Origin of the sequence: Pasteurella testudinis DSM 23072 (assembly GCF_900176075.1) — a bacterium.
Lineage (GTDB): Bacteria > Pseudomonadota > Gammaproteobacteria > Enterobacterales > Pasteurellaceae > Chelonobacter > Chelonobacter testudinis.
In genome coordinates this window covers 76,453-96,604 of sequence record NZ_FWWV01000013.1, presented here as the reverse complement: position 1 = coordinate 96,604, position 20,152 = coordinate 76,453, and the positions used below count along the sequence as shown (strand labels likewise).

The window sequence follows — 20,152 nt, the reverse complement described above, 5'->3', positions numbered from 1 at the left end:
ATCATGAAAGGGATTATTCTTGCCGGCGGTTCCGGCACTCGTCTATATCCGATCACGCGCGGCGTGTCCAAACAACTGCTGCCGGTTTACGACAAACCGATGATCTATTATCCGCTTTCGGTCTTAATGTTAGCCGGAATTCGCGATATTTTGATTATTACCACGCCGGAAGATAACGACAGCTTTAAACGCTTGTTGGGCGACGGCAGCGATTTCGGTATCCATCTCAGCTACGCAATTCAAGCCAGTCCCGACGGCTTGGCGCAAGCCTTTATCATCGGTGAAGAGTTTATCGGCGAAGACAGCTGCTGTTTAGTCTTGGGCGATAATATCTTCTTCGGCCAATCATTCACCCCGTTATTGCAAAGAGCGGTAGCAAAAGAGCGTGGCGCAACGGTTTTTGCTTATCAAGTGAAAGATCCCGAACGTTTCGGCGTGGTGGAGTTTGACGACAACTATAAAGCCTTATCAATCGAGGAAAAACCAAGCCAACCGAAATCCGATTGGGCGGTAACAGGCTTGTACTTTTACGATAACCGCGTGGTGGAATTTGCCAAACAAGTCAAACCGTCCGCACGCGGCGAGCTGGAAATCACCACATTGAATGAAATGTACCTCAATGATGGAACGCTGAATGTTCAGCTACTTGGACGTGGTTTTGCCTGGTTAGACACCGGCACTCATGAAAGTTTGCACGAAGCGGCTTCTTTTGTGCGTACCATTGAAAATGTGCAGGGGATGCAGGTAGCTTGTTTAGAGGAAATTGCCTGGCGACAAGGTTGGTTAACCGATCAACAGCTAACCGCACTTGCCAAACCGATGAGTAAGAATGAATATGGACAGTATTTGTTGCGGTTGGTTAAAGAATAAAAAGATTAGAAGTCAGTTAATATAGTTGTACTTATATCATGCCGAAAGGTAAGGAATTATTTATGAAATCAATTTTTTTCTATGGTATGTGAATGCGCATTTTATCTATTTATTCAATTGTTACTTTTATTACCCTCTCTATGCTCGGTACTATAAAACTTTATATAGGGAGTGGCGCTGTTTGGTTTGCTCAAATTTTATTATTGTTTATTGCACTGATTAGTTTTCTGTATGGCGTAAAAGGTAAACTAAAAATAATTTATAAACGTTTGTATGGTTTTTTTAACCATTATTTTATATTTTTGTTTTGGTTGTTATTTATGTTGGGAATTGCAATTGCTGCGCTTGAAAATGATGGCGAGGGAGCATATGCCTTAATTAAATATTCTTTTTTTATACCAATACTTCTGATATTGCTAATAATTCCTTATGTCTCTTCGGGTTTATTAGATAAAGCACTTTATATAGCACTTTTTTTATCTTTGTTACCTTTAATTTCTTTTATTTTATTCCGTTATCTAGATGCGATGGTTATATTAGGAGATGGTCGTATGGGGTGGCTCGCTAGCTGGCCTGGTGTTATATGGAAAATTGGTGCATTTATCTGGCCTGTGGCAGCTTGGCGTTATATGCAGAAAGTATCAGTTTCAAATGTTTTGTTGGTATTTAGTTCTGCACTTATTATTGCCTTAGATGGTAGCCGTACAGCAATCGTTTGGATGATTCTTGTATGGCTAACTTTATCGATAATTGTAACTTACACTAACACACAGAAAACAAAAAATAACCAAATATTAGTGCATTGTTGTTTATTGTTAGTTGTCAGTATATCTTTTGCTGCTATACAACCTACATTATTAGGTTGGGTTAGAGGGCAGTATGATGATGCTATTACTCAACTGGTAACCCCCTCAACTAATATTCAGAGCAAGTTAGCTATTGAAAATGAAAAAATGAATAATATTGATAATAAATCAACACCGGAGAATACAACAGCGGCTCGCTTAGTTCAGGGAGATACTACAACACGCCTAGAAATGCTATCAATAGGTTGGCAGCAAGCAGTCGATAATTTTCCCTTTGGCGGTGGCTTTGGTAGCACAAAGGCTAATGAATATGGTGAAAAGGTTGTTATTCATATGACTTATTTGCAAATCTTAGCTGATGAAGGAGTTGTTTCGCTTTTAGGTTATTTATTATTTTTTATATATCCTCTGTATCATGGGATAAGATTTGTAACTGAAAAGAAAGCGTTGTTTCTTGAAAGGTTTGAGATAATGCTTACTCCACTTTCAGTTTTAATTCTATTTTTATTTATGGGATTATTCCATCCATTGAGTAATGAGCTTTCTGAATGGGGTATTGTACTAGTGGCTATATCGATTATACTTAATTATGTCCCGCGTCATAAATAACACTTTTTGGCTAATGTTAGCTCAAATAGGAGGTTTGGTAATTCCTCTTATAGAATTACCTATATTAGCACGTGCTCTAGGGCAGCAAAGTTATGGTCAAGTGCTTTATGCTTTAAGTATTGCTTTAATTGCTTCGGTGTTTATAGAGTTTGGGTTTAATTTTAGTGCAGCGAGAAATGTGGTTAAATATAGAGATAATACGCAAAAGCTTTCGCAATTAGTGAGTGATGTTTTATTAGCTAAGTTTTTATTAGGGATTTTTATTTCAATTATTGTTGCTGCCCTGATACTTTTTAAAATTGGAGAAACAGTAATTCCTAATGAATGGTTTTTCTGGATTTTATTATCAATGTTTTCATTTGGTTTTACTCCAATATGGTATTACATTGGGATTGAAAAATTAATTATTCCTGCATTGTTAGATTTAGCACTGCGTAGTCTAGGTGTAATCTTTATTATTATAATGATATCTTCTCCTGAGGATGCCTTTCTTGTATTAGTTATCCAAGCCATTGTTGGTGGGCTAAATACTATATTGCCAACCTTATTAATGATACGTAAAACCGGATGTGGGCATATTAATATAAAGGGTGCTATAACAGTATTAAGAGAAAGTTTGGAACTGTTTCTTTATAAAAGTTCTCAGAGTATTATGGGATCAATTGCATCTACATTGCTAGGGGTATTTGGTGGATCAGGTATGGTTGGGGCTTTTGTCCCGGCAGAGAAGCTGGTTAGAGCAAGTAGTGGCTTATCGGCTCCATTACTGAATGCTTTTTTCCCATATTTAGTTAGATTACATTTAGAGTCTTTTCGATCAGCAAAAAAAATAGTTAATCTGACAGTAATTACAATTTTCATTCTTACGTTTATCTTTTCTGGTACTGTGACTTATCTTGCAGATTGGTTAGTGGCTTTAGTTTTTGGACAGGGTTATCATGAAGCTGCGGAGCTATTAAAAATTCTAATATGGATTTTACCTCTACGTATTTGTAGCATGGCATTAGCGATACTATGGTTTATCGTGATTGGCAAGGAAAATGTTGCAAGCAAGGTTATGATACTCAATGTAGTTATTATTTGTTTACTTGCCAGTTTTTTAGTTCCTATATTGGGCACTCTGGGTATGTGTATTGCTTTTCTAGTCGCAGAAATAGTGATGTTTTCTATTTTGCTGTTTCTATTCTATAGGTAGCTTATTAATATATCAAGGATATTGCTTTGAATAAATTTACTCTTAGTGTAGTTATTCCAACTTATAACCGACCTGATTTAGTTATTCGTGCAGTTGAATCTGTAATTGCTGAACGCGATGATACTTATAATAAGGTTGAGATTATTGTTGTTGATGATAACTCAAGTATTGAATCACCGGACTTAAGTGTGTATCAAGATTTAATTTTTTACAAAATGCCAGTTAATGGTGGACCGGGTCCTGCTCGCATGAAGGGAATTAATCTAGCGACCTGCTCTTGGGTGCTTATGCTTGATGATGATGATATTTTAATGAAAGGAAGTGTAAAATATTTAGCAAATCTATTATCTAAATTAGAAGAAGATGATTATCCGGTGTATCAATTCTCAACTAAGAAAGTATATCAAGTAGAACAGATTAAAAATAACTTTTTGCTTGCTACATTTGATGATTATATGAATAAAGTGATTGTTGATGACTTAACAGCAGTATTTAATCGTAAGAAGTTTTTAAGCACAGGTTTACAATACCCAGATAATCGAGCTGGTGGTGAGCATTTGCTTTGGTGGAAAATTGCTGAGAGATATGGAATCCCATCATATGCACATAAAATAGTTTCTGTGTCAGAGGATGCTCATCTTCGGTTAACACATTTTTCTTCTCAGATAAAAAATGCTGCTCATCATCAAGAATTAGCTGAAATGGCGTTAAAGGATTTTGGTGAGCGTTTATGTAGAGACTATCCGAATGAATATCGTCGTATACAATTAGCCTATATCACTTATAGTTTGTTGAATAAACAATCAAAAAAAGCAAGGCATATTCTTAAAACAGCTGGGATTAATAAAATATTAAAAGTTATATTGTGGATTATTAGTTGGCTACCGGATTATTTTATTAAAAAGCTATTCTTGTTTTATCGTAATTATAATGTCTAGTATGTTGGTGCGTAATATATGTTATTCATTTTGAATGTCTAGGGAAGATAAAAGAGCTATGAGAATATTGTTAATCATAACAGGTCTTGGCATGGGTGGAGCAGAGCGTCAAGTTTGTGATCTTGCGGATGAATTCCATAAAATGGGTAATAATGTTACAATTATTTCTTTAACAGGTAAAGAGATAGTATTGCCAATGTCTAAAGATATAAAAATATATTCATTAAATATGAAGAAAAATATCTTTGGGCTGATTCATTCTTTAGTGCAGGCAAAAAAGGTTATTAATAAATTCAATCCGGATATAGTGCATAGTCATATGTTTCATGCTAATTTATTTGCTCGATTGCTAAGAATTATTACCCCTATGAAAAAACTAATTTGTACTTCCCATAGTACGAATGAAGGAGGGTATATAAGAATGTTAGCTTATAAAATAACTGATTTTTTATCAGACTTAAACACTAATGTCAGTCAAGAGGCGGTGGAGTGTTTTATTCAAAAAGGCGCAAGCTCAAGTAATAAAATGATTCCAATGTTGAATGGTGTGAGCCCAGATAAATTTGTATTTAATAAGATGCAGCGAGAATTAATAAGGGATGAATTAAATATTACTGATGATAATTTTTTATTTCTTGCTGTAGGTAGACTGACCGATGCCAAAGATTATCCTAATTTATTAAACTCTTTCAAATCAGTATTAAATAAGAATCCTAAGTCCGTATTGGCAATTGTTGGACAAGGTGAACAAAAAGAGGAGCTTATCTCTTTAGCAGAAAATTTTAATATCAACCATTCAGTTTATTTCTTGGGGTTAAGAAGGGACATTCCAGCCCTAATGAGCGCTTGTGATTGCTTTGTTTTGTCTTCTAAATATGAAGGATTTGGATTGGTACTAGCAGAAGCTATGCTATGTGAGCGGCTCGTGGTAGCAACTGATTGCGGTGGAACTAAAGAGGTTGTGGGTAATTATGGGTATTTGGTTACTAGGCAAAACTCTAATGAGCTGACTAATGCTATGCTCAAAGTAATTAATTTATCTGATAATATTAGATATAGCATGGGAAATGAAGCTAGAAAATATATTATAGAGCATTATTCATTAAATGTTATAGCCACACGATGGATTAATTTATATCAAGGTAATAAATAATGAGAATTGTCTATGTGATAACTCGTTCAGATGTGATTGGCGGCGCAAATGTTCACTTATTAGATTTAGCAGAAGGAATGCAGAATAAAGGGCATCAGGTTACGATTCTCATTGGGGGGACAGGAATTGTTATTGAGAAAGCTAAAGAAAGAAATTTAGAGTGTGTTATTATTAAAAATTTAGTAAGAGAAATTAATCTTATTAAGGATTTTAAATGTTATTTTGAAATCAAAAAGCAACTATTAATTTTAAGACCTGATATTGTACATTTACATTCATCAAAAGCTGGGATTTTAGGGCGGCTTGCCTCTTGGAGATTAGGGTTAGCATATATATTTACCGCGCATGGTTGGGCATTTACTGATGGAGTAGCACAAAGAACAGCAATGTTCTATCGACTTATTGAAAAAGGTATGGCTAAACTGGGTGGAAAGATTATTACCGTATCTGAGTATGACCGAAACTTAGCTTTGAAGTATGGTGTCGGTAAGCCTGAGCAATTAATTACTATACATAATGGAATATCAACCGATCGACGAATAATAAAAATACCACATAATGATAAAGTGATTAGGCTCATTATGGTTGCACGTTTTGACATTCCTAAAAATTATACTGATTTAGTCGCTGCATTAGCAAAGGTTAAAAATTTAGACTGGCAAGTCGAATTTGTTGGTGATGGAGTTTTACTAAATATGGTTAAACAACAAGCGGAGTCTCTTTTTTTAGATGATAAAATTATCTTTTCAGGTCAATGCCATGATGTTGAAAAGCGGTTAGTAAATGCCGATATTTTTTTATTGATTTCAAACTGGGAAGGATTGCCGCTTACTATTCTTGAAGCTATGGCAAAAGGATTACCGATAATTGCTTCCGATGTTGGTGGTATAAAAGAAGCGGTTTGGGATGGGAAAAATGGTTACTTAATCCCTCGTGGAGACATAAATTATTTAGTAGATAAATTAAATATACTTATTGGTAATAAAACGTTAAGAGATAAAATGGGATGTGCAGGTAAAGATATTTTTGAATCACATTTCACTTATGAATTAATGCTGACTAAAACACTTGAAATTTATAACTCCGTTATAAATTTAAATGGCTAGGCTCAATATGAAAAATAGACAATTTAGGAAACGCCACTCTCGTTGGTATGAACGATTATTTTTTAGTACAACTGTACAGTCTACTTTAGGGATTTTATTCTCGGTGTTTTTACCTGCTTTTGCATTATGGGGTAACGATATGCTGAGCTCTGAAGTACGAAGGTATACCATTGTTGTGACAAGTTTTGCATTTATTCTGGTTGCACTATTTCTACGTATTTTAATGCGTTACCCCGGAGATAAATCAAGTAGTTTTATTTTTTCAACTATCATTTCTTGTTATTCAATAGCAATTGTTATTTTATTATTTTTTCGCTTGGAATATTCAATTTATCTGTTGATAAATAGTTTTATACTTTCTTTATTATTCTGTTTTTCAGGTTATTTTATAGCAAGACGTTGGATTGTGACCAAAATTGCCTATATTCCTTTTGGGCGGGCAAAGACATTGGAACAAATCGATAATGTAAATTGGCATAAATTAGAACAGCCTGATTTAGAGCGTCGATTTAATGCAATAGCAGTAGATCTTCATTCTACTGAATTAACAGCAGAATGGCAAAAGTTCCTGGCAGACTGCACTTTGCATGGTATTCCGGTTTATAACGCCCGTCAATTGGAAGAGTCGTTGACGGGACGCGTGAAAATCCGGCATATGTACGAGAATGATTTGGGTTCATTACTGCCCTCACCGGTTTATTCGCTAATAAAACGCTGTATTGATATTATTTTGGTGTTGATTACATTTCCGATTACCCTGCCGATTATGTTGATTACCGCACTTGCCATCCGCCTGGAAAGTGAAGGCGGAGCATTGTTTATCCAAAAACGAGTAGGGCAAGGCGGTAAAGAATTCAGTATTTATAAATTTAGAAGTATGTGTAAGGATTCTGAAAAAGACGGTGCACAATTTGCTTGCGACGGCGATATGCGAGTGACACGGGTTGGTAAATTTATTCGTAAAACCCGTATCGATGAATTACCACAATTTTTTAATGTATTGAAAGGCGATATGAGCCTGATTGGTCCGCGGCCTGAACAGAAAATCTTTGTTGAACAGTTTGAAAAAGAGATTCCATTTTATAGCTACCGCCATATTGTCAAGCCAGGTATTTCCGGCTGGGCGCAAGTGGTACACGGCTATGCGGCTGATGTTGACGACACTAGAGTAAAAATTGAACATGATTTTTACTATATTAAGCATTTCTCACTGTGGTTAGATGTTTTAATCGTATTCAAAACATTAAAAACAATGTTGACAGGGTTTGGAGCGCGGTAGTCAAGAAATAAAGCGCTATTTTAAATAGCTCCTATGATTATGTAAGTTTGTAACTTATGTTAGAGATAGAATGTCATGACTGTTACTCAAAAGGATACAAAAGACGAGCCTTTGCTCGCCTTTTGTCAAATACTACCCCAACACAACCCTCGCATTCCTAAACAACCGCATCCAAGCGCCGTCTTCAGACCAATCCTCTGGATACCAAGAGTTACTCACCGCTCTGAATACACGTTCAGGGTGTGGCATCATGATGGCGACTCGTCCGTTGCGGTTGCTAAGGGCGGTGATGCCGTCCACCGAGCCGTTCGGGTTGGCTGGGTAGGTTTCGGTCGGTTGCAGGTTGTTGTCGATATATTGTGCGATAATCAGGTTTTGCTCACGCAACTGTGCCAATTGCTGATCGTTTTTGAATTCAACCCGACCTTCGCCGTGCGAAACTGCGATTGGCATATGTGAGCCTGCCATGCCGTTGAACCACAACGAGTTACTGTCGTTGATACGCACCAACGTCGCACGGGCTTCAAAACGTTCGGAGGTGTTGCGCACAAAGCGCGGCCATGCTTCCGTGCCGGGAATGATTTCGGCAAGGTTGGAGAGCATCTGGCAACCGTTGCACACGCCCAAGCTCAAAGTATCTTCACGTTGGAAGAAGGCGGCGAATTGATCGCGAAGTGCGGTGTTGAACAGAATGGATTTTGCCCAACCGCCGCCGGCGCCTAACACGTCGCCGTAGGAGAAGCCGCCGCAAGCGACTAAGGCGTTGAATGAATCGAGGCTGATACGCCCGTTCATCAAGTCGCTCATATGTACGTCAATCGCATCAAATCCGGCACGGTCAAACGCCGCCGCCATTTCAACATGGCTGTTGACCCCTTGTTCACGCAGCACCGCAATGCGTGGCTTTACGCCGGTGGCGATATACGGTGCGGCGATGTCGTCACTTGGGTCGTAACTTAATTGTGCTGACAAACCTTTATTGTTCGGATCTTTCTTGGTGGCAAACTCTTGATCGGCGCAAGTCGGGTTATCACGCAGGCGTTGCATTTGGTGGGTCAGTTCCGCCCAGATACCACGCAGTTCATTGCGCGATTGTTGTAGTACGACGTCAGCATCGCGGCGAATAATAAAATTATCACCGACAGTGACAGTGCCGAGGTCATGGCTGACCGCACTTAATCCGTGTTGCGCCAAAGTGCGGTTTACGCTGTCTAAATCGGCGGTGCGAACTTGAATCACTGCGCCTAACTCTTCGTTAAACAGCACGTTTAGGTTATCGTTGCCGAGGGCGGCGATATTGACATCAAGCCCGCAATGACCGGCAAACGCCATTTCAGCAAGAGTGGTAATTAAACCACCGTCGGAACGGTCGTGGTAAGCTAGTAATTTATCATCGGCAACCAGTTGTTGGATAGCGTCATAAAAGCCTTTCAGTTTTTGACTATCGACCACATCTGCCGGCTTGTCACCTAGTTGTTTATATACTTGCGCCAGTGCGGTTGCGCCCAAGCGGTTGTTGCCTTCGCCCAAGTCGATCAGCAACAGGCGACTATCGCCTTTGTCGGTGCTATTCTTATCGACTTTAAGTTGCGGCGTGACGGTTTTGCGCACGTCTTCCACCCGAGCAAAGGCGCTGATCACCAAGGATAATGGTGCAGTCACTTGTTTGTTTTCGCCGTTTTCCTGCCAAGTGGTTTTCATCGACATTGAATCTTTGCCGACCGGAATGGTTAAGCCCAATGCCGGACAAAGTTCTTCGCCAACCGCTTTCACTGCCGCATATAAACCGGCGTCTTCGCCTCTGTGTCCGGCGGCAGACATCCAGTTGGCGGAGAGTTTAATCCGTTTAATATCGCCAATCTGAGTGGCGGCGATATTGGTAATTGATTCGGCAACCGCCATGCGTGCTGACGCAGCGAAGTCTAATAACGCGATCGGCGCACGTTCGCCGATGGACATCGCCTCACCGTAGTAACTGTCGAGGCTGGCGGTGGTGACGGCACAGTCGGCAACCGGAATTTGCCACGGTCCGACCATCTGATCGCGCGCCACCATACCGGTGACAGAGCGGTCGCCGATGGTGACTAAGAAGGTTTTTTCCGCCACCACCGGCAGGCGTAGCACGCGGTGCAAGGCTTCTTTTACATCAATTGTTTCGGTGTTTAACGGCGGATTATTTACTACCGCACTTTGCACATCACGAGTCATTTTCGGTGGTTTGCCGAGCAGTACGTTTAACGGCATATCAATCGGTTTATTATTGAAATGGCTGTCGTTCAGGGTCAAGTGCGGTTCAGCCACCGCTTCGCCGATCACCGCATAAGGTGCGCGTTCGCGTTGGCACAGTTGTTCGAATAACGGCAGTTGATCTGCTGCCACCGCCAACACATAGCGTTCTTGCGATTCGTTACACCAAATTTCCAACGGACTCATGCCCGGTTCGTCGCTCAGGATTTTGCGCAACTCAAAGTTGCCGCCGCGCCCGCCGTCATTGACCAATTCCGGCATCGCATTGGAGAGACCGCCTGCGCCGACATCGTGGATAAACAGAATCGGGTTGTCGTCGCCCAACTGCCAGCAACGGTCGATCACTTCCTGACAACGGCGTTCCATTTCAGGGTTGTCGCGTTGCACCGAAGCGAAATCCAAATCTTCTTTGGATTTGCCGGAGGTCATCGAGGACGCCGCGCCGCCGCCCAAGCCGATATTCATCGCCGGACCGCCGAGCACGATTAATTTCGCGCCGACCAGAATCTCACCTTTTTGTACATGTTCGGCACGGATATTGCCGATCCCGCCTGCCAGCATAATCGGTTTGTGATAGCCGCGCACTTCCACGCCGTTAAAACTATTCACTTTTTCTTCGTAAGTGCGGAAATAGCCCAGCAACGCAGGACGACCGAATTCATTGTTAAACGCCGCGCCGCCGAGTGGAGCTTCCAGCATAATATCCAACGCCGAGGCGATACGGTTCGGTTTGCTTAACGGATTCTCCCACGGTTGTTCAAAGTTTGGTACGAGCAAGTTGGACACCGAGAAACCGACCAAACCGGCTTTCGGCTTGGCGCCGCGTCCGGTTGCGCCTTCGTCACGAATTTCACCGCCGGAGCCGGTCGCCGCACCCGGGAACGGGGAAATCGCCGTCGGGTGGTTATGGGTTTCCACTTTCATTAAAATGTGCGCGTCTTCTTGGTGGTAACGATATTTGCCGTCGCTATCGGCAAAGAAACGTCCGACTGTCGAGCCTTCCATCACCGCCGCATTGTCTTTATAGGCAGACAACACAAAATCCGGCGTTTGTTCAAAGGTGTTTTTGATCATTTTAAACAGCGATTTTGGCTGCTTTTCACCGTCGATCACCCAATCAGCATTAAAAATTTTGTGCCGGCAATGTTCCGAGTTCGCTTGGGCAAACATATACAGTTCGATATCGACCGGATTGCGTTTGAGTTGGGTAAACTGTGTTAATAAATAGTCGATTTCGTCTTCCGCCAGAGCCAGCCCCAAATTGAGATTGGCTTGCTCAAGTGCGGTTCTGCCGTGTTGCAGAATATCGACGGTGGTGAACGGTTTCGGCTCGGCGTGGCTGAACAGAGCTTGGGCGTCTTGCGGGGTTTCGATTACCGTTTCGAGCATACGGTCATGTAAAAGTGCGGTCAGGGTTTGGGTTTGTTGTTCGGTGAGTGGGGAAGTGGTTTGAAGATAATAAGCGAGACCGCGTTCGATGCGTTTGACTTTCGCTAATCCGGAATTATGCGCAATGTCGCTGGCTTTGGAAGACCAAGAGGAGATGGTGCCGATTCGCGGGATTACAATGAAACAACTGCCACTCGGTTCGTGCTCCGCCAAGGTCGGACCGTAGTGCAGCAATTGCTGCAATTGCCCGCTTTCGGTTTCCGTTAAGGGCTGCGTTAAATCGGCAAAGTGCAGATATTCGGCATAGCATTCGCTGATCGGTAAATCGGCTTGGCGGAATTGAGTCATTAATTGGTTTAAACGAAAATCAGAGAGGGCGGGGGAGCCGCGGAAAATTTGCATCATCATCTTTTACCGTAAATTGTTAAGAAATGTAGTTGGGAAGTCAAAACGTTTTCATTATAGAGTAAAGTGCGGTGCAACGGAAATTTTTGCGTTGTTTTACGGGGCGGGTAAGTTGGTTTTCCGCAGAAGAACGGTTAGAATGCGCTATCTGACATAAATTCAAGCGTGAGATTTTTTATTTGAAAGGATTATTACTGCGTGCCGTTTTTGCAATCGGTCTCTTGTTATGGGCAATAGATATGATTTTTCCGTGGCAAAAAATGATGTCAACGGAGAAAAATCATTACGTTACCGTATTGCAAAAAGGCGAGTTGGTGGTCGGCACGCTGAATAATCCGGTTTACTATTTTATCGGCAATGAAGAAGCGCAAGGCTTGGAGTATGAACTGAGTCGGGCATTTGCCGAGTATTTAGGCGTGAAGCTGCAAATTGTCACGTTGGACAACAGCAGCCAATTGTTCGACGCCTTAAAAAACGGCAGGATTGATATGGCGGCGGCAGGCCTGCGTTACCAAAACGAAAAGAGCGGTGACTTTCAAACCGGACCGGGCTACACCTCGGCATCTTGGCAACTGGTTTACCGTATGGGCGAGCCCCGTCCCAAAACGTTTGCCGATGTCAATTCCTCGATGTTGATTCCGGCCAATGAAGAGTTGATTTCATTGTTAAAACAGCAAAAACAATCTTTTCCGAATTTACATTGGCAAGTCAACGATACTCTGACACAAGAAGAGATTCTATTGATGGTGGCGGAGGGCAAGCAGCAATATGCCATCGCCGGCTCGATTGACATAGCCTCGGCGCAACAGATTAAACCGCACTTGAATGTGGCGTTTGATGTCAGCGAAGAGTCCAGTGTGCATTGGTATTTCTCGAAAAATACCTATAACGAATTGCAAGCCGCTTCGCTGGAGTTTATGCATACCGCACTTGAGAGCGGATTGGTCGCCCGTCTGGAAGAGAAATATTTTAACCATATGCAGAATTTCGACTATGTCGATGCGCGCACCTATTTGAATGCGATTGAAACTGTGCTGCCGAAATATATTGATTATTTTCAACGTTACCGTGGCGAGTTGGAGTGGCATACCTTGGCGGCAATCGCTTATCAGGAATCCCACTGGAACGAAACCGCAACTTCGCCGACCGGCGTGCGCGGCATTATGATGTTGACCAAAGACACCGCCGAGCGCATGAAAGTGCAAGACCGCACCGATCCGGAACAGAGCATTCGCGGCGGTTCGGAATATCTGCATATGTTGATGCGCCAAATTCCCGATACGGTGCGGAAAGAGGATAAAATCTGGTATGCGCTGGCGGCGTATAACATGGGCTTGGGGCATTTGCTGGACGCACGCCGCTTAACCAAAGAACTCGGCGGTGATCCGGATAACTGGTTGGACGTGAAGAATAATTTACCGTTGCTGGCGGAGAAGCGGTATTATTCCAAGCTGAAATACGGCTATGCGCGCGGTTATGAAGCACATGCCTATGTGGAAAATATCCGCCGTTATATGAACAGCATCAGCAAACATTACCGGCTGAAAGAGATTGAGAAAGCGATCGATCGCAAGCTGACGCCGGCAGATATCAGTAATAACCAACAAGAAAATGACTACGGAGTTCCGCTAAGTTGATTGGCTAAGCGGTGTAAAAGGGAGCAAACATGAGAAAATCACGGGTGTTTTTCAAATCGAAAAAATCACTGTCATTGCAAAACAACCACCGTCGCTTGTTGCGCCTGCGCCGTCGCAAAAGAATCAAGGCGCGAATTGAAGAGCGGCACTGGTTTCAGTTTTTGGTTGAGCAGGAGTAGCGACGCAAACCGCACTTTATTCAGCATACAACCCGATGGAATATCGGGTTGGTTTTTGGCTAACTATAAACTTAACAAATGACGATTTTTCTCCAGCGTCGCTTTGCCGATACCGGACACATCACCGAGTTGATCGATACTGATAAAATTGCCGTTTTTCTCACGGTATTCCACAATCGCCTGTGCTTTTTTCGCACCGATGCCCAACAAGCCTTTTTCTAACTCCTCGGCGCTGGCAGTGTTTAAATTAATAGCGCGTTGTTGCGTTTGAGCTTGCTCCGCGCTTTGGCTGACCGCACTTTCTTGCACGGTTTGTTGCGCCTGATTGGCGGCAACGGGAAGCGCCGCCAGCGCAGTTAAAAAAACGCAAGTTGCCAGTTTGCGCAATGTTGTTTTTAGATTAGACATAGTGTTTTCCTTAAAAATAGAATATAAAAAAACGCTGTCGTAACACCTTGTTTTATCAAGGGTTAGACAGCGTTATTTTGAATCGCTTTTTTAAGGGGTTCTAACNGCACTAAAAAAGATAGCGATCCGGATCGCAAAATCAACAAAAAAGGAGCGTAAAAGTGCGGTTAACCGACCTCTTTAATGCGCAATTCACGCGGTACTTCAAATACGGTATTTTCTTCGCAGCCCTGCAAATCTTCTACGCTGTCTGCGCCCAGTTCACGCAAACGGCTGACCACCGACTGCACCAACACTTCCGGTGCAGAAGCGCCGGCGGTAATGCCGATTACCTTGACTTGGTTTAACCAATCCGGATTGATGTCGTCGGCATCGTCAATCAGTTTGGCGGTTACGCCCATACGCGAAGCCAGTTCTGCCAAGCGGTTGGAATTGGACGAGTTTTTCGAACCGACCACAATCACCAAATCAGATTGTTTTGCCAGTTCCGCCACCGCATTTTGCCGATTGGTGGTGGCATAGCAAATATCGTTTTTACGCGGCCCTTGAATCGCCGGATACTTTTCTTTCAAGCTGTCGATAATCGAGCTGGTATCGTTGATCGACAATGTGGTTTGAGTCATAAAGGTGAGATCGTCATCTTGTCGGAGCGGTAGATCGGCAATATCCTCCACCGATTCCACCAAATAGATGCCGCCGTCCTGATTGTCATATTGCCCCATCGTGCCTTCGACTTCGGGGTGTCCCTGATGACCGATTAAAATCGCTTTGGTGCCTTTGCGACTGGCGCGCGCCACCTGCATATGCACTTTGGTCACCAACGGACAAGTGGCGTCGAACACTTTCAAACCACGCTCTTTTGCCTCTTGGCGCACCTGCTGCGACACACCGTGCGCCGAGAAAATCACGATAGCGCCGTTCGGCACTTCGTCCAGTTCTTCGACAAACACCGCACCGCGCTCACGCAAGCCATTGACCACAAAACGGTTATGCACCACCTCATGCCGCACATAAATCGGCGCACCATGAATTTCCAACGCCAGTTCGACAATGCTGATGGCACGATCCACGCCGGCACAAAAACCGCGCGGATTGGCTAAAATAATCTTCATTCCAAATTACCCACTGTTCACTTTTCACCGTTGCCGGCGGTTTCTTTCTGTTCAGGATTGACAAAATAATCCAAAATCAACAATCCGGCACCGAGCGAAATGCTGATGTCGGCCAGATTGAAGACCGGAAAATGGTAAATATCCCAGTAAACGTGCAAAAAATCCACCACAAATCCATGATAAGTGCGGTCAACCATATTTGCCAACGCGCCGCCGATAATCAGGGCATAGCCGCCGTTCGCCAATTTTTTGTTGAAATCGTTGCGTGCCAGCCAGAAAACCAGCAACGCGGAAATCCCCAGCGCCAATGCAATAAAAAAGTATTTTTGCCAGCCGCCGTGATCGGCCAAAAAGCTGAATGCCGCGCCGTAGTTGCGCACATAGGTCAGGTTAAACACCGGAAGAATATTAATACTTTCATACAGTTGAAAGTTTTTTACCACAATCCATTTGCTCAATAGGTCGAGAATAAAGGCGACTGCACTTAGCCACAAAAACGGCAATCCGTTTTTCTTTTTCATTGATAACATCTCTAGTTTGTATAAAGGCAGAATATCGTAGGGCGGATTAACTATCCGCCCGAACCGCACTTTATATTTTTCTCTTATTGATTAATAAAGCACATAACACTTTGTAAACGGGCGGATAGTTAATCCGCCCCTACTTTGTCTTATAAATCAATCGAATATACTTTGCGTTATGCAAACTTGCGCACTTCGCCTTCACCTTCGACATTTTCCACACAACGACCGCATAAATGCGGGTGCGCCGGGTTCAAACCGATGGTGTCGGAATAGTGCCAGCAGCGCGGGCATTTCTCGTATGGCGAGCGGATCACTTTCACCGCCAAGCCGTTCAATTCACCCACTTCGACATCGGCTGCGGCTAACGGTTTCACTTCGGCTTTGGACGTAATCAACACAAAGCGCAATTCGTCACCCAACTGTTGCAACAATGGCTGTAATTGTTCATCGGCGTAAACCGTCACTTCCGCTTCCAACGCCGAGCCAATCGTTTTATCAGCGCGCGCTTGTTCCAATACGCGGTTGACTTCCGACCGCACTTTCAAAATTTGCTGCCAGTAAGCGTCGTTCATTTGCGCTTGTGAATCTAAGGCAAACAAACCGTCGTAGAACTCTTCGGTAAACACAAATTCACCGCGCTCACCCGGCAGGTATCCCCACACTTCGTCGGCGGTAAACGACAGAATCGGTGCGATCCAACGTACTGCCGCTTCGGCGATATGGTAAAGTGCGGTTTGGCAGCTGCGGCGGGCGAGGCTGTCGGCTTTGGTGGTGTATTGGCGATCTTTGATAATATCCAAATAGAATGAGCCCATTTCGATCGAGAAGAAGCGCATTAAGCGTTGTACCACTAAATGGAATTGATAACTGTCGTAGCTTTCGGCAATCTCTTGTTGGGCTTGCAGCGCACAATCGACCGCCCAGCGATCCAATGAGATCATTTCATCGGCTTGCAGCATATCGGTTTTCGGATCGAAGCCGTTTAGGTTTGCCAACAAGAAACGCATGGTGTTGCGGATACGGCGATACATATCGGCGGTGCGCTTAAAGTGATCGTCCGACACCGCGATTTCGCCGGTGTAATCGGTCGAGGCAACCCATAAACGCAGAATATCCGCGCCGTAGGTGTTCATCACTTTTTGCGGCTCGACGATGTTACCGATCGATTTCGACATTTTACGCCCTTGCGCATCAACGGTGAAACCGTGGGTCAGCACTTGACGATACGGCGCTTTATTATCGGTGGCGGTGGAGAGCATCAACGAGGACATAAACCAGCCGCGATGCTGATCCGAACCTTCCAGATACATATCCGCAGGTTGTCCGTTGAATTCAGGACGTGCGGCAACCACGGTCGAATAGGTCGCGCCGGAATCGAACCAAACGTCCAATGTATCCGCCACTTTGCTGTATTGTTCGGCTTCGTCGCCCAACAACTCTTTCGGATCAAGATCCCACCACGCTTGGATACCGCTCTTTTCCACCCGTTTCGCCACTTCTTCCAACAATTCCAGCGAGCGAGGGTGTAGTTCTTCGGTCTGTTTGTTGATGAACAGCGCCATCGGCACGCCCCAAGTGCGCTGACGGGAAATACACCAGTCAGGGCGGTTTGCTACCATGGTTTCGATCCGTGCTTGCCCCCAGTCAGGGATCCATTGCACGCCTTTGATTTCGCTTAATGCCGCTTGGCGCAAACCTTGGGTTTCCATGCCGATAAACCATTGCGGCGTGGCACGGAAAATAATCGGGGTTTTGTGTCGCCAGCAGTGCGGATAGCTATGGGCAATTTTTTGCATTTTCAGCAACGCGCCGGTTTCTTGCAATTTTTCAATCACCACCGGGTTGGCTTTAAACACATTTAAACCGGCGAAAAATTCGGTTTTATCATTAAATGAACCGTCGTCATTGACCAAATTCACCATTTGAATGCCGTATTTTTGCGTAACATTGTAGTCGTCCAAACCGTGATCCGGCGCGGTGTGAACCAGCCCCGTACCCGCTTCGGTGGTGACGTGATCGCCCAAAATCAATGGCACGCTGTAAGCATAAAACGGGTGGTTAAAGCGTAACAGTTCTAAATCTGCGCCAGTGGCTTCGCCCACAACGGTATAATCGCCCACCTCTAATTCTTTCATTACGCTTTCAACCAGCTCTTTAACCAAAATCAAGCGTTTAGGCTGTTCGCCGTTGATTTGTACTAATTGATAAGTTAATTCAGGATTGATGGAAATCGCTTTGTTTGACGGCAATGTCCACGGGGTGGTGGTCCAAATTACCGCTGCGATTTCTCCCTCACCATCAGCATTGAATTTGGCTGCAACCGCACTTTCATCTTCTGCAGTAAAGCGTACATAGATTGACGGCGATTTGTGTTCTTCATACTCCACTTCCGCTTCCGCCAGTGACGAACCGCAGTCTAAACACCAGTGCACCGGCTTGTAGCCTTTGTACAGATGGCCGTTTTTGATTACATTGCCCAACGTGCGGATAATATTGGCTTCGGTGTCGAAATTCATGGTCAGATACGGATTTTCCCAATCGCCCAACACACCGAAACGGATAAAATCTTTTTTCTGCCCGTCTACTTGCGATGCGGCATATTTACGGCACTCTTCACGGAATTCGGCGGCGCTGATTTTTTGATTCGGTTTCCCGACCAAGCCTTCCACTTTCAGTTCAATCGGCAGTCCGTGACAATCCCAACCCGGGATATACGGCGAATCGTAGCCCAGTGCGGTTTTGGATTTGATAATGATGTCTTTCAGAATTTTATTGACTGCATGCCCGATGTGCAGCGTGCCGTTGGCATAGGGAGGGCCGTCGTGCAGGATAAAACTTTTTTTGCCTTTCGCTGCTTGGCGGATTTTTTGATACAGCGCTTGCTGATACCAATTTTCTAGCATTTTCGGCTCACGCTTTGCCAAATCCCCACGCATCGGAAATCCGGTTTCCGGCAGGTTGAGGGTGTTTTTGTAATCAACTGTAGTTTCAGACATTGTGTATTCCATGTTTTTAAGCAAATAATCGCCACATTATACGCAAAGTGCGGTTAAGTTTCGACAGTTTTTGGATAAGTCATTCGAGAAAAAAAGTAGGGATCAAAACCCAAAGTGCGGTTTTGCAACCGCACTTCAACTCACTCTTTCTTCATCATCTGCATGAGTTTACGATAATTATTACAGCCGGGTTGGTTTTGGTTATCGCAGGCTTTGCGGTACCAGATTTCGGCTTGTTTGAAATCCTGGGTCACGCCGAGCCCCTCGCTATACATCACGCCCAGACTGTTTTGTGCCGGCGGACTATTTTGCTCGGCGGCTTTTTGCAGCCAGTGCACGGCTTGTGCATAATCGGCTTTCACGCCTTGTCCGGCGCGGTACATCAGTCCGAGATTATATTGCGCCGCCGGGTAGCCTTGATCCGCCGCTTTTTGAAACCAACGTAGTGCTTGCGCATAATCTTGTGCGACCCCTTGCCCGTCATAGTACAGCAAACCAAGATTAAATTGCGCCAAGGTAAATTCCTTATCCGCGGCTTTTTGAAACCATTGCCGCGCTTGCTGATAATCCGGATTTCCTGCCTTCCCGTCACGGTACAGCACGCCGAGGTTATATTGTGCCAGGGTGAAATCTTGCGCAGCAGCTTTGTGATACCAGTACAGCGCTTGCGGATAATTCGGGGTCATTGCTTGTGCATCGCTGTACAGTGAGGCGAGGTTATACTGTGATTTGGCGTCGCCTTGTTCCGCCGCTTTTTGCATCCATTGCAGCGCAAGCGAGTAGTCCTGTTTAACGCCTTCGCCTTCTCGGTATAACACGGCGAGCGCATATTGCGCTTCAGCCAGATTTTGTTCGGCGGCTTTTTGCAGCCACTGTGCGGCGAGTGCATAATCTTGTTTAACTTTCAGGTACAGGTAGGCGAGGTCAAATTGCGCTTTGGCATGGTTTTGCTCAGCCGCTTGTTGCAACCAATACTGCGCCTGTGAATAATCCTGTGTAACACCGATACCGTCACGCAACAGCTGCCCAAGCGCATATTGCGCCTCGGCGAAGTTTTGCTCGGCAGCTTTTTTAAACCATATGACCGCTTGCCGATCACTCTCTGTGCCGCCGTCAGACAGAAAATAGTGATCGCCCAGCTCAAATTGGGCTTGCGCATCGCCTTGCTCTGCGCGGGCTTGCAGCTGTGCCAATGATTCCGCTTGCGCAACTAACGGCAAACTTAAGCATAAAGCCAAAAGTGCGGTGATCAGTTTATACATAAATTCCTCATTTAAGATTAAGCGTTTGATGTGAAGA

At 44.1% G+C, this 20,152-nt stretch carries 15 protein-coding genes; 9 read left to right on the top strand and 6 right to left on the bottom strand.

Going from position 1 to position 20,152, the window contains the following annotated elements:
• The first annotated feature begins 3 nt into the window (after positions 1-3).
• The 7 genes from rfbA (at position 4) to B8880_RS06490 (ending at position 7,956) form a co-directional block, all read left to right on the top strand.
• A complete protein-coding gene (gene rfbA, locus B8880_RS06520; RefSeq protein ID WP_084256812.1) occupies positions 4-870 on the top strand; it encodes a glucose-1-phosphate thymidylyltransferase RfbA in 867 nt (288 codons plus the stop codon).
• A gap of 92 nt (positions 871-962) precedes the next feature.
• Positions 963-2,285 carry a hypothetical protein gene (locus B8880_RS06515; RefSeq protein WP_208610891.1) on the top strand — a complete coding sequence of 441 codons (1,323 nt, stop codon included), beginning with the start codon at positions 963-965 and terminating at the stop codon, positions 2,283-2,285.
• Entirely contained in the window at positions 2,266-3,480 is a 1,215-nt protein-coding gene (locus B8880_RS06510; RefSeq protein ID WP_084256811.1) for an oligosaccharide flippase family protein, read from the top strand. The genes B8880_RS06515 and B8880_RS06510 overlap by 20 nt, the downstream gene beginning before the upstream one ends.
• Positions 3,481-3,506: 26 nt before the next feature.
• Positions 3,507-4,418, top strand: coding sequence for a glycosyltransferase family 2 protein (locus tag B8880_RS06505; RefSeq protein ID WP_159460731.1), 912 nt, complete (start codon positions 3,507-3,509; stop codon positions 4,416-4,418).
• 91 nt (positions 4,419-4,509) lie between these two features.
• The gene (locus B8880_RS06500) at positions 4,510-5,571 is read left to right on the top strand and encodes a glycosyltransferase (protein ID WP_208610890.1); all 1,062 of its coding nucleotides are present in this window, start codon (positions 4,510-4,512) and stop codon (positions 5,569-5,571) included.
• Positions 5,571-6,677, top strand: a complete 1,107-nt coding sequence (locus B8880_RS06495) for a glycosyltransferase family 4 protein (protein WP_084256809.1) — start codon at positions 5,571-5,573, stop codon at positions 6,675-6,677. Before B8880_RS06500 ends, B8880_RS06495 begins: the two co-directional genes overlap by 1 nt.
• Before the next feature lie 7 nt (positions 6,678-6,684).
• Entirely contained in the window at positions 6,685-7,956 is a 1,272-nt protein-coding gene (locus tag B8880_RS06490) for a sugar transferase (protein WP_084256808.1), read from the top strand.
• Positions 7,957-8,088: 132 nt separating this feature from the next.
• On the opposite strand, the gene purL is transcribed toward B8880_RS06490, so the two are convergent.
• Positions 8,089-11,997, bottom strand: coding sequence for a phosphoribosylformylglycinamidine synthase (purL, locus tag B8880_RS06485; protein WP_084256938.1), 3,909 nt, complete (start codon positions 11,995-11,997; stop codon positions 8,089-8,091).
• Between the two features lie 179 nt (positions 11,998-12,176).
• Between purL and mltF the strand changes: the two genes are divergently transcribed.
• Together mltF and B8880_RS14395 are read left to right on the top strand one after the other, a co-directional pair.
• Positions 12,177-13,634: a membrane-bound lytic murein transglycosylase MltF gene (gene mltF / locus B8880_RS06480; RefSeq protein WP_084256807.1), complete on the top strand. Its 1,458-nt coding sequence runs from the start codon at positions 12,177-12,179 to the stop codon at positions 13,632-13,634.
• Positions 13,635-13,663: 29 nt separating this feature from the next.
• Positions 13,664-13,813: a hypothetical protein gene (locus tag B8880_RS14395; protein ID WP_159460730.1), complete on the top strand. Its 150-nt coding sequence runs from the start codon at positions 13,664-13,666 to the stop codon at positions 13,811-13,813.
• 63 nt (positions 13,814-13,876) lie between these two features.
• Here B8880_RS14395 and B8880_RS06475 read toward each other — a convergent pair whose 3' ends face one another.
• From B8880_RS06475 to B8880_RS06455, 5 genes are all read right to left on the bottom strand, one after another.
• On the bottom strand, positions 13,877-14,221 hold the full coding sequence (locus B8880_RS06475) for a ComEA family DNA-binding protein (RefSeq protein ID WP_084256806.1): 345 nt from the start codon (positions 14,219-14,221) through the stop codon (positions 13,877-13,879).
• A gap of 167 nt (positions 14,222-14,388) precedes the next feature.
• On the bottom strand, positions 14,389-15,333 hold the full coding sequence (gene ispH / locus B8880_RS06470; RefSeq protein WP_084256805.1) for a 4-hydroxy-3-methylbut-2-enyl diphosphate reductase: 945 nt from the start codon (positions 15,331-15,333) through the stop codon (positions 14,389-14,391).
• 17 nt (positions 15,334-15,350) lie between these two features.
• The gene (gene lspA / locus B8880_RS06465; RefSeq protein WP_084256804.1) at positions 15,351-15,854 is read right to left on the bottom strand and encodes a signal peptidase II; all 504 of its coding nucleotides are present in this window, start codon (positions 15,852-15,854) and stop codon (positions 15,351-15,353) included.
• A 176-nt stretch (positions 15,855-16,030) separates the two neighbouring features.
• Positions 16,031-18,853 (bottom strand): isoleucine--tRNA ligase, encoded by a 2,823-nt coding sequence (ileS, locus tag B8880_RS06460; RefSeq protein ID WP_084256803.1) that lies wholly within the window; start codon positions 18,851-18,853, stop codon positions 16,031-16,033.
• 140 nt (positions 18,854-18,993) lie between these two features.
• The gene (locus B8880_RS06455; RefSeq protein WP_084256802.1) at positions 18,994-20,115 is read right to left on the bottom strand and encodes an SEL1-like repeat protein; all 1,122 of its coding nucleotides are present in this window, start codon (positions 20,113-20,115) and stop codon (positions 18,994-18,996) included.
• Between the last annotated feature and the right edge of the window lie 37 nt (positions 20,116-20,152).

Excerpts from the sequence above, each read along its gene's own strand:
- ispH (WP_084256805.1), bottom strand. The coding sequence starts at position 15,333 with ATGAAGATTATTTTAGCCAATCCGCGCGGTTTTTGTGCCGGCGTGGAT.
- B8880_RS06495 (WP_084256809.1), top strand. The coding sequence starts at position 5,571 with ATGAGAATTGTCTATGTGATAACTCGTTCAGATGTGATTGGCGGCGCA.
- B8880_RS06475 (WP_084256806.1), bottom strand. The coding sequence starts at position 14,221 with ATGTCTAATCTAAAAACAACATTGCGCAAACTGGCAACTTGCGTTTTT.
- rfbA (WP_084256812.1), top strand. The coding sequence starts at position 4 with ATGAAAGGGATTATTCTTGCCGGCGGTTCCGGCACTCGTCTATATCCG.
- purL (WP_084256938.1), bottom strand. The coding sequence starts at position 11,997 with ATGATGCAAATTTTCCGCGGCTCCCCCGCCCTCTCTGATTTTCGTTTA.
- B8880_RS06500 (WP_208610890.1), top strand. The coding sequence starts at position 4,510 with ATGGGTGGAGCAGAGCGTCAAGTTTGTGATCTTGCGGATGAATTCCAT.
- ileS (WP_084256803.1), bottom strand. The coding sequence starts at position 18,853 with ATGTCTGAAACTACAGTTGATTACAAAAACACCCTCAACCTGCCGGAA.
- B8880_RS06490 (WP_084256808.1), top strand. The coding sequence starts at position 6,685 with ATGAAAAATAGACAATTTAGGAAACGCCACTCTCGTTGGTATGAACGA.
- B8880_RS06510 (WP_084256811.1), top strand. The coding sequence starts at position 2,266 with ATGTCCCGCGTCATAAATAACACTTTTTGGCTAATGTTAGCTCAAATA.
- B8880_RS06455 (WP_084256802.1), bottom strand. The coding sequence starts at position 20,115 with ATGTATAAACTGATCACCGCACTTTTGGCTTTATGCTTAAGTTTGCCG.
- lspA (WP_084256804.1), bottom strand. The coding sequence starts at position 15,854 with ATGAAAAAGAAAAACGGATTGCCGTTTTTGTGGCTAAGTGCAGTCGCC.
- B8880_RS06515 (WP_208610891.1), top strand. The coding sequence starts at position 963 with ATGCGCATTTTATCTATTTATTCAATTGTTACTTTTATTACCCTCTCT.
- B8880_RS14395 (WP_159460730.1), top strand. The coding sequence starts at position 13,664 with ATGAGAAAATCACGGGTGTTTTTCAAATCGAAAAAATCACTGTCATTG.